This is a genomic window from Haloferax sp. s1 (assembly GCF_058382125.1).
Genome location: NZ_JBZRPK010000578.1, coordinates 1 through 8,194, shown reverse-complemented (window position 1 = coordinate 8,194; position 8,194 = coordinate 1). Strand labels below are relative to the sequence as shown.

Genomic DNA, 8,194 nt, shown 5'->3' with positions numbered 1-8,194 from the left:
GTGGAGAGGATGGTCGTCAGGACGATAAGCGGCATGCTGATGCCGTCGACGCCGACCATCCAGTGGAGGTCGTACTGGCCGAGTTGCAGCCAGACGACGTCTGTTTCGAACGCGGCCGTCCCGCCCAGAAGGGCGTTCCCGCTCGCGTCGTACTGTTGCCACATAAAGAGGCTCCCGACGACGGGAACCAGACTCAGCGCGAAGGCCGCCTTGCCGGCGTACCGGTCCGGCAGGACGAATGTGACCAGCGCGGCGAGGAACGTGACTGCGATGAGCGCTTCGATTATCATGCGAACCAACCTCCAATCAGACCGAGACCAAGGAGCAACGCCGTCAGCCCGAGCGTGAGGAGTGCGGCGTAGTTGCTCACTACACCGGTCTGGAGGCGCTTCACGCGGCCGCCAGCGAACAGGCTCACGCTAGAGATACCGTTGACGACGCCGTCGACGATACCTTGGTCGAACTTGTCGAGGACGCGCGAGATGGGCTGGACGACGCCGGTGGCGATCCAGACCTGGTACTCGTCCTGGTAGTAGTTGTTGTACAGCGTAGTCTTGATACCGCCGAGCTTGTCGGTGTGTTCGACAGGCTCGGGGACGTTGTACAGACGATAGGCGACCCCGGCACCAGCGAGTGCGAGGCCGAGCGAGAGTGCGCCCGGACCGAGCGAGCCGATACCAGCCGGGTGGATACCCGCGCCGACACCGCTTTCGAGTACTTCGAGGTAGTGGTGTGCGGTCAGCGAGCCGAAGCCGTGGTCGAGCCAGTCGTGGAGGAACGCGAGGTGCATCCCCGTCAGTTCCTCGACCGGCGCCATGTTCACGAGACCAGCGACGGCCGCGAGCGTCCCGAGGACGATGAGCGGGAGCTTGACGTTCCAGCGGACGCCGTGGGGGTCGCGTGCCGTCTCAGTGCGCGGCTTCCCGTGGAAGGTGAGAAACACCATCCGGAAGGTGTAGAAGCCGGTGAAGAACACGGCGAGCAGACCCATCGCGTACGCGGCGAGGAGGATGGTCCCGAGACCACCCTCGGTTCCGAGACCGTGGTTGAGTGCCTCATAGAGGACTTCGTCCTTCGACCAGAAGCCCGCGAACGGGACGATACCCGCGAGCGCGAGCGAACCGGAGAGGAACGTGTAGTAGGTCACGGGCATCTTGTCCTTCAGGCCGCCCATGTCCCACATGTCCTCGTTGTGGTGCATGGCGATGATGACCGAACCAGCACCGAGGAACAGGAGCGCCTTGAAAAAGGCGTGCGTCATGAGGTGGAACGTCGCCGCGACGTAACCACCGGCACCGAGCCCGAGCATCATGTAGCCGTACTGGCTGATGGTCGAGTACGCGAGCACCTGCTTGATTTCGCGCTTGACGAGACCCATCGTCGCCGCGAAGAGGGCCGTAAAGCCACCGATGAGGGCGATGATGGCGAGCGTCGTCGGGGTCAGCGCGTAGAAACCGTACATCCGGGCGACGAGGTAGACACCGGCCGCAACCATCGTTGCTGCGTGGATGAGTGCGGAGACCGGGGTCGGACCTTCCATCGCGTCCGGAAGCCACGTGTGCAGGGGGAACTGCGCGGACTTCCCGACGACGCCTCCGAGAACGAGGAGGCCGACGACGGTGAACCACGCCTGTTCACCCATGCCGAGGAACGTGTTGACCGCGTGTTCGCCGTGGAGCGCTTCTTCGGCGAGCACCGGGAAGGCTTCGGGACCGGCGAAGGCTGCGGAGCCGAACGTCGCGAAGACCGCGACGACGCCGATGAGGAAGAAGTAGTCACCGAAGCGGGTGACGAGGAACGCCTTCTTCGCTGCGCTCGGCGGGCCGTCCTGGCGGAACCAGAAGCCGATGAGCAGGTAGGAACAGAGACCCACCAGCTCGAAGAACATGAACGCCATGAGCAGGTTGTTCGAGACAACGAACCCGAGCATCGAGGCGCTGAACAGGCCGAGTGCGGCGTAGTACCGCGGGAGGCCCGTCTCGCCCTCGTCGTTCATGTAGCCGAGACTGAAGATGTGGACGAGGAACGCGATGAGCGTCACGATGACCAGCATCATCGCCGACAGCGGGTCGATGAGGAGGCCGAAGTCGAGCGTGACGGCGTCACCGACACCGGTCGCCCACGTGTAGATGTGTTGGTTGTAGGTCTGTCCACCACTGACGGAGAAGAACGTCGCCACGGCGAGGGCGAACGACCCTCCCGTTGCGCCGATACCCGCCAGGGCACCTCCCTTCGGCATGTACCGTCCCGCCCCGAGTGCGATCAGGAACGAGAGGAACGGAAGGAGGACGATGGCCGGAGCGAATTCGAGAATACCTGCCATAAATTTACCACCTCATCGTGGTCGCTTGCATCACGTCCACGTCGTCGAAGTTGCGGTACAGTGTGAGGATGATACCGATACCGACCGCGACTTCGGCGGCGGCGAGCGCCAGCACGAAGAGACCGAACGTCTGTCCCGTCACGTTCCCCCAGTAGTAGGAGAATGCGACGAGGTTGATGTTCGCGGCGTTCAGCATCAGTTCGACCGACATCAGGAACAACAGTGCGTTCCGACGGGTCAAGAGACCGAAGATACCGATGCAGAACACGGCGGCCGACAGCACGAGGTAGTACTGTGCGGGTACCATCAGTTGTCACCCTCCGTGTCGTCGAACAGCGTTCGCTTGAGTTCGCGACCACCATCGGTCAGGATGGTCCGCACCCGGCCGGATTCGTCCTCGCGACGTGCGAGGAGGACGGCACCGACGAGCGCTGCGACGAGAACGAGGTCGATGATTTCGAATGCGACCAGCATGCTCTCGCCCGCGACGTCTCCGAAGTCGAGATTGAACATCGAATAGCCGATGCTCGCGGTTATGTTGGCTCCTTCCGCGAACCCCTGTGGGTTCGGGAACGACGCACCGAGGAACACGACTGCCATCACGACGAACAGCGCGGCGGCAGCGAGTCCGGGCACGAGGTGCGAACCGAGTTTCAGTTGCGGTTTCGTTGTCATGTACTACTCACCTCCGGATTGATACGCGTCAGCATCACGGCGAACGTGATGAGAATCAGCACCCCGCCGACGTAGACGAGGACTTGCATGGCGGCGACGAACTCCGCCTGCAACATCACGTAGTGCACCGCGACGCTCAAGAGCGCGCCCCCGAGCAGGAGTGCGGAATGCCAGATGTCCCGCACGAGGACGACGCCCAGGCTGCAACCCACGGTGATGAGGGCGAACAGCGCGAACGCGATGGTTTCATAAACCATTGTGTGTGTCTCCTTGAGATATCCCTTTGAACATTTCGAGAACGTCCTCAGCGCCCGGTACCGGACGCAGGCTGACGGTACTCGAACGATTCACTCGCGGTCATGTTATTGATAGTCGACCTCTCCTTCGCCCTCGCCAATCCACGCGTTGCGGTCGGGGTTGCGGGAGTTGAGCGGGTCGATATCCTTGTACCACGGGACGTTCTTGAGCTGTTCTTTGTTGTAGACGAAGTCGTTCTTCGTGTCCGCCGTGAACTCGAAGTTCTGCGTGAGTAGAATAGCGTCGACGGGGCAGACCTCCTCACACAGTCGGCAGTAGATACACTGGCCGATGTGCAGGTTGTACTGCTCGCCGTTGCGCTTGTCGTCCTGAACGATCTGAATCGTATCGTTCGGACAGACGTTCTCACACTGACGGCACCAGATACACCGCTCTTGGCTGAACTTGTGGACGCCACGGAAACGCGGACTCACTTCGGGCGCGGTCTCGGGGTACTCGACCGTAAACGTCTGCCCGTCGAGTGCGTGTTTCAGCGTCACTGCCATGCCTTTCAGGATTCCAATCATGCAATCACCCCCACGATAATGGCCGTGAGAACCAGGTTGGCGAAGGACAGTACGAGCATGCCCTTCCAACCGACTTCGAGGAACTGGTCGACGCGAAGGCGCGGAACTGCGGAACGCGCCCACTGGGTGAACAGGAAGAACGCCCAGATTTTGATGACGAACCAGACGAATCCGGGCAGGAACGGCCCTGCCGGACCACCGAGGAACAGCGTCGCCGCGATAGCGCCGCCGAGGAAAATGTGGATGAACTCACCGAGGTAGATGAGCACGAAGTACACCGAAGAGTACTCCGTCTGGTACCCGGCGACAATCTCGGTCGGTGCCTCGGGGATGTCGAACGGGTTACGCCCGATTTCTGCGAGGTTCGCCACGATGAACAGCGCGAACGCGAACGGGTTCACGAACGCGAACCACGTCGGAATCGTGATGCCGGCGACGGAGATGAGCGGCTCTGCCTGAACGGCGACTATTTTGCTCATCTGGAGCGAGCCGGTGAAAATCACGACGGACGCGGCCGTGATGACGAGCGGAATTTCGTAGGCGATGTTTGCTGCAACGGCGCGGAGTGCGCCGATGAGCGAGAATTTGTTGTTCGACGCGTAGCCCGTCATGACGAGACCGAGCGACGCGATGGACGCGACAGCGAAGGCGAACGCGAGACCGGTTTCGGGGTCTGCGAGTTGGATGCCGTTACCCATCGGGATAACAGCGAACCCGAGCAGCGCCGAAAACGGAATAATCATCGGGGCGAGGTCCCATGCGGGGCGGTCAACACCTTCGGGAACGATGAGTTCCTTCGACAGGAGACGCACGGCGTCCGGGATAATGACGAGCAGCCCGAACGGCCCGATGCGGTTGACTGCGATACGGTCACCGAACGCGGCGGTAATCTTCCGTTTCGCCCACGGACCGGCGATTGCCGTCATGATGAGCATGATGTTGGCGATAATGAACGCGCCAACGAGCCCACCGACGACGTCGCCAAGGACACCTTCGAGACCGAGGAGACCGCTGATAGTCTCCGAAAGGGTCGCTTGCATGTACATTAGCGGTCCACCTCACCGAGAACGATGTCGAGGCTGCCGAGCGAGGCAATCATGTCCGGGATGAACTCACCTTCGGACATTTCGGGGAGCGTCTGGAGGTTCGAGAAACACGGACTGCGAATCTTGAACCGGGCTGGCTTGTCGGTGCCGTCGGCACGCATGTAGATGCCGAGTTCGCCCTTTGCGCCTTCGACGGCGCGATAGATTTCGGTGTCCTCGTCCGGCTTGAGCGTGCGCGGAACGTTCGCCTGAATGTTCCGCTCGTCTTCGGGCCAGTCTTCGAGCAGGTCGACACACTGCTGGATGATCTTGGCCGACTCCTCGACCTCGCGCATCCGCACGAGCAAGCGCGAGAAGTTGTCACAGCCGTCTTCGACGATGACATCCCAGTCGAGTTCGTCGTAGTAGCCGTAGGAGTCGTCACGACGGAGGTCGTAGTCGATGCCGGAGCCACGAGCGACCGGTCCGGTCGCACCGTAGCTCTTTGCGACTTCCGGCGGCAGGATTCCCGTCCCGACCGTACGGGCCTGGAGAATCTCGTTCGAGGTAATCATGTCGTGGTACTCCTCGAGAGCCTCCGGAAGGCCATCAAGGAAGTCACGAATCTTCTCGAAGAACTCCTCACGAGGCTCTGGGAGGTCCCAGACGACGCCACCGAGTCGGAAGTAGTTGAACATCATGCGCTGACCGGTGAGGTCTTCCAGAATGTTCTGGACGATCTCGCGGTCCCGCATGGCGTACATGAAGATGGCGGTGAAGTCGCCGTACACGTCCAGTGCGAACGTGCCGAGCGCAATCATGTGCGATGCGATACGGCACAGTTCGGCACCGAGCGTCCGGATAATCTGTGCGTACTCGGGGACCTCGATGTCCGCGAGGTCCTCGGCAGCGCGGGCGTAGGCCCACTCGTTCAGGAGTCCGGCCGAGATGTAGTCCCAGCGGTCGGGGTACGGCATAATCTGGTGCCGGTAGGTCCCTTGCTGGCACATCTGCTCCTCACAGCGGTGTAGGTAACCGATGTCGGGGTCGAGGTCGACGACCTGTTCACCGTCGACAACGGTCTTGACGTGAAGCACGCCGTGAGTCGCAGGGTGGTGGGGACCGATGTTGATGTACATCGTGTTCCCTTCTTCGGCACGATGGTCCTTTTCGAGCGGATTCGCGTGCTCACGGAGCGTCGCAATCTGCGGCCGTTCTTGGTCGTAGTCGAGACCCAGCGGGTGACCCTGCCACGTCTCGGGAAGGAGAATGCGGCGGTGATCCGGGTGACCCTCGTATTGGATGCCGACGAGGTCGTACGCCTCACGCTCGTGCCAGTCTGCCGTCCGGTAGACGGGCTCTGCCGTCTGGCTGACCGGGTCGTCCTTCGACGTCGGTACGACGACGCTGACCTCGTCGGTCCGGTCGTCGAACTTCGTCAGATGGTAGATGGACTCGTAGCGGTCTTCGTACTCCTGTGCGGTCACACACGAGAGGTGGTCGAATCCGGCTTCGTCGCGAAGCTTGAACAGCGCTTCCTGAACCTCGTCGGGGCGGATGACGAGGCCGGGCGCGTTCATGTGTTCTTCGCGGCCGATGACGAGGTCGCCGAGCACATCGGCGAGTTCGTCTCCGCGGCTGACGCCAGCTTCGAGTTCTGCGGCGTCCTCGGGTTGTGGTTCTTCGAGGCTCATGGTGAATCAGCCCAGTTGTACCGCATGACGAGGTCGTCTTCGTCGATCTGTGCGGCGAGTTTGTCGACGATTTCGTCGCGTTCGAGGTCGCCGAACTGCTCCAGTTCGTACGGCTTGACCGTGACGGGACTGGACTCGCCGTTTGCGATGCGCTCTTGGAGCTTCGCAATGCCGTAGATAAGCGCCTCCGGACGCGGCGGGCAACCGGGGACGTGGATGTCCACCGGAATGACCTCTTCTGCGCCCTTGATGACGTTGTAGCCCTCCTGGAACGGACCTCCCGAAATGGTGCACGACCCCATGCCGACGACGAACTTCGGTTCGGGCATCTGGTCGTACACGCGCTTCATACGCGGGGCGAACTTCGAGACAATCGTCCCGGGGACGATGATGACGTCCGCCTGTCGCGGCGAGGCACGCGGCACACCGGCCGCAAAGCGGTCCAAGTCGTGCTTAATCGCGTACGTGTGCATCATCTCGATACTGCAGCAAGCGATACCGAACTGCAGCATGAACATCGAAGACCCACGAACCCAGTTCATGAACTTGTCGAACTTCGTGAGGATGAACGGTGACGAGCCGAACGCCTCCCGAAGCTTCGAGTTGAACCGGTCGTCCGCACCCGCTATGCGGGCGTCGCGGGTCTCGGTCTGTACCTGTGTATCGTCAGTGACGAATGGTTTCTGTTCGCTACTCATGCTTGCCTCTCTGTCTTACGACGGTTCGCCTGCGGGCTTTTGACCCACTTGACGGCGCCGTTGCGCCACGCCCAGACGAGGCCGATGACGAGGACACCGATAAACAGCAGCATCGGCGTCAGAATCGTCGCCAGCGACGCGCCCTGTTCGAGGGCGGAGCGGTAAATGACCGTCCACGGGAAAATGAGGACAGTCTCGATGTCGAACACGACGAACAGCAACGCGACCATGTAGTACTGAATGTTAAACTGGACGCGTGCCGTGCCGGTCGGCACCTCACCACTCTCGTAGGTGGCACTCTTTCCTTGTTCCGGTACGCTTGGGCGCAGTAGCGCCGACACCATCATCATCGCTAACGGTATGCCGACACCGACAAGCCCCATCGCACCGATTGCAATCCAATCACTCATGCCGTAGTCTCCCTGACGTGCGGCGGTTAGAAGCGCTCCCCTATAAACATTGATTTGTGTGTTTCGGGCGCGAGAAGGCTTCTATTTAGAAAATACGCGAGAGACGCCCGGAACCGTGCGCCGGGAGGGTTTCACCGCCGAAAGCGGCTCTTCATCACCGGAAAAAACGACCGCAGATGGAGACGCAGTTGCCTACCGCGACGACTCTCGGAAACCAGTCACACCGAGGTCGTGCAGCGCGGCCGAGGTCTCAGCCACGTCGGCGACGAGGTCGTCGTGATACTCGACGAGACGGGCTTCGAGTTCGGAGTGTCCGCGCGAGAGCATCTGTACAGCCGAAAGGGCCGCGTTGAACGATTTCCCGGCGTCGACGGCGACGATGGGCGCACCGGTCGGCATCCCGATGACGGAGTCGACGGACTTCTCTTGGACGGGGACGCCGACGACGGGCGTCGGGTACGCGATGGATGCCGTCATGTTCGGAAGGTCCGCGGACTTCCCGCCTGCGCCCGCGATGATGACTTCGATACCGCGGTCGGCAGCCG

Annotated in this window: 10 protein-coding genes and 1 pseudogene; all 11 read right to left on the bottom strand. The window is 61.5% G+C overall.

Annotated elements, in window-relative coordinates; all coding sequences use genetic code 11:
- Positions 1–290, bottom strand: a pseudogene (locus tag QT222_RS11100) (oxidoreductase); the annotation flags it as partial.
- Positions 287–2,323 carry an NADH-quinone oxidoreductase subunit L gene (gene nuoL / locus QT222_RS11095; RefSeq protein ID WP_004572686.1) on the bottom strand — a complete coding sequence of 679 codons (2,037 nt, stop codon included), beginning with the start codon at positions 2,321–2,323 and terminating at the stop codon, positions 287–289. The pseudogene QT222_RS11100 and the gene nuoL, both read right to left, overlap by 4 nt.
- Positions 2,324–2,327: 4 nt before the next feature.
- Entirely contained in the window at positions 2,328–2,630 is a 303-nt protein-coding gene (gene nuoK, locus QT222_RS11090) for an NADH-quinone oxidoreductase subunit NuoK (protein WP_004572687.1), read from the bottom strand.
- Positions 2,630–2,998, bottom strand: coding sequence for an NADH-quinone oxidoreductase subunit J family protein (locus tag QT222_RS11085; RefSeq protein ID WP_491477213.1), 369 nt, complete (start codon positions 2,996–2,998; stop codon positions 2,630–2,632). Before QT222_RS11085 ends, nuoK begins: the two co-directional genes overlap by 1 nt.
- Positions 2,995–3,255, bottom strand: coding sequence for an NADH-quinone oxidoreductase subunit J (locus QT222_RS11080; RefSeq protein WP_004572689.1), 261 nt, complete (start codon positions 3,253–3,255; stop codon positions 2,995–2,997). The genes QT222_RS11085 and QT222_RS11080 overlap by 4 nt, the downstream gene beginning before the upstream one ends.
- Positions 3,256–3,360: 105 nt before the next feature.
- Complete coding sequence (locus tag QT222_RS11075; protein ID WP_004572690.1) at positions 3,361–3,822, bottom strand: NuoI/complex I 23 kDa subunit family protein; 462 nt, start codon at positions 3,820–3,822, stop codon at positions 3,361–3,363.
- Positions 3,819–4,868 carry a complex I subunit 1/NuoH family protein gene (locus tag QT222_RS11070; protein WP_491477212.1) on the bottom strand — a complete coding sequence of 350 codons (1,050 nt, stop codon included), beginning with the start codon at positions 4,866–4,868 and terminating at the stop codon, positions 3,819–3,821. Before QT222_RS11070 ends, QT222_RS11075 begins: the two co-directional genes overlap by 4 nt.
- A complete protein-coding gene (locus QT222_RS11065; protein WP_491477211.1) occupies positions 4,868–6,541 on the bottom strand; it encodes an NADH-quinone oxidoreductase subunit D in 1,674 nt (557 codons plus the stop codon). The genes QT222_RS11070 and QT222_RS11065 overlap by 1 nt, the downstream gene beginning before the upstream one ends.
- Positions 6,538–7,239: an NADH-quinone oxidoreductase subunit B gene (locus tag QT222_RS11060; protein WP_004572693.1), complete on the bottom strand. Its 702-nt coding sequence runs from the start codon at positions 7,237–7,239 to the stop codon at positions 6,538–6,540. Before QT222_RS11060 ends, QT222_RS11065 begins: the two co-directional genes overlap by 4 nt.
- Positions 7,236–7,649 (bottom strand): NADH-quinone oxidoreductase subunit A, encoded by a 414-nt coding sequence (locus QT222_RS11055; RefSeq protein ID WP_004572694.1) that lies wholly within the window; start codon positions 7,647–7,649, stop codon positions 7,236–7,238. The genes QT222_RS11060 and QT222_RS11055 overlap by 4 nt, the downstream gene beginning before the upstream one ends.
- 192 nt (positions 7,650–7,841) lie before the next feature.
- Positions 7,842–8,194, bottom strand: a 353-nt coding sequence (locus QT222_RS11050; RefSeq protein WP_491477210.1) for an AIR carboxylase family protein, incomplete at its 5' end; no start/stop codon positions are given.

Excerpts from the sequence above, each read along its gene's own strand:
- QT222_RS11070 (WP_491477212.1), bottom strand. The coding sequence starts at position 4,868 with ATGTACATGCAAGCGACCCTTTCGGAGACTATCAGCGGTCTCCTCGGT.
- nuoK (WP_004572687.1), bottom strand. The coding sequence starts at position 2,630 with ATGGTACCCGCACAGTACTACCTCGTGCTGTCGGCCGCCGTGTTCTGC.
- QT222_RS11085 (WP_491477213.1), bottom strand. The coding sequence starts at position 2,998 with ATGACAACGAAACCGCAACTGAAACTCGGTTCGCACCTCGTGCCCGGA.
- nuoL (WP_004572686.1), bottom strand. The coding sequence starts at position 2,323 with ATGGCAGGTATTCTCGAATTCGCTCCGGCCATCGTCCTCCTTCCGTTC.
- QT222_RS11055 (WP_004572694.1), bottom strand. The coding sequence starts at position 7,649 with ATGAGTGATTGGATTGCAATCGGTGCGATGGGGCTTGTCGGTGTCGGC.
- QT222_RS11075 (WP_004572690.1), bottom strand. The coding sequence starts at position 3,822 with ATGATTGGAATCCTGAAAGGCATGGCAGTGACGCTGAAACACGCACTC.
- QT222_RS11065 (WP_491477211.1), bottom strand. The coding sequence starts at position 6,541 with ATGAGCCTCGAAGAACCACAACCCGAGGACGCCGCAGAACTCGAAGCT.
- QT222_RS11080 (WP_004572689.1), bottom strand. The coding sequence starts at position 3,255 with ATGGTTTATGAAACCATCGCGTTCGCGCTGTTCGCCCTCATCACCGTG.
- QT222_RS11060 (WP_004572693.1), bottom strand. The coding sequence starts at position 7,239 with ATGAGTAGCGAACAGAAACCATTCGTCACTGACGATACACAGGTACAG.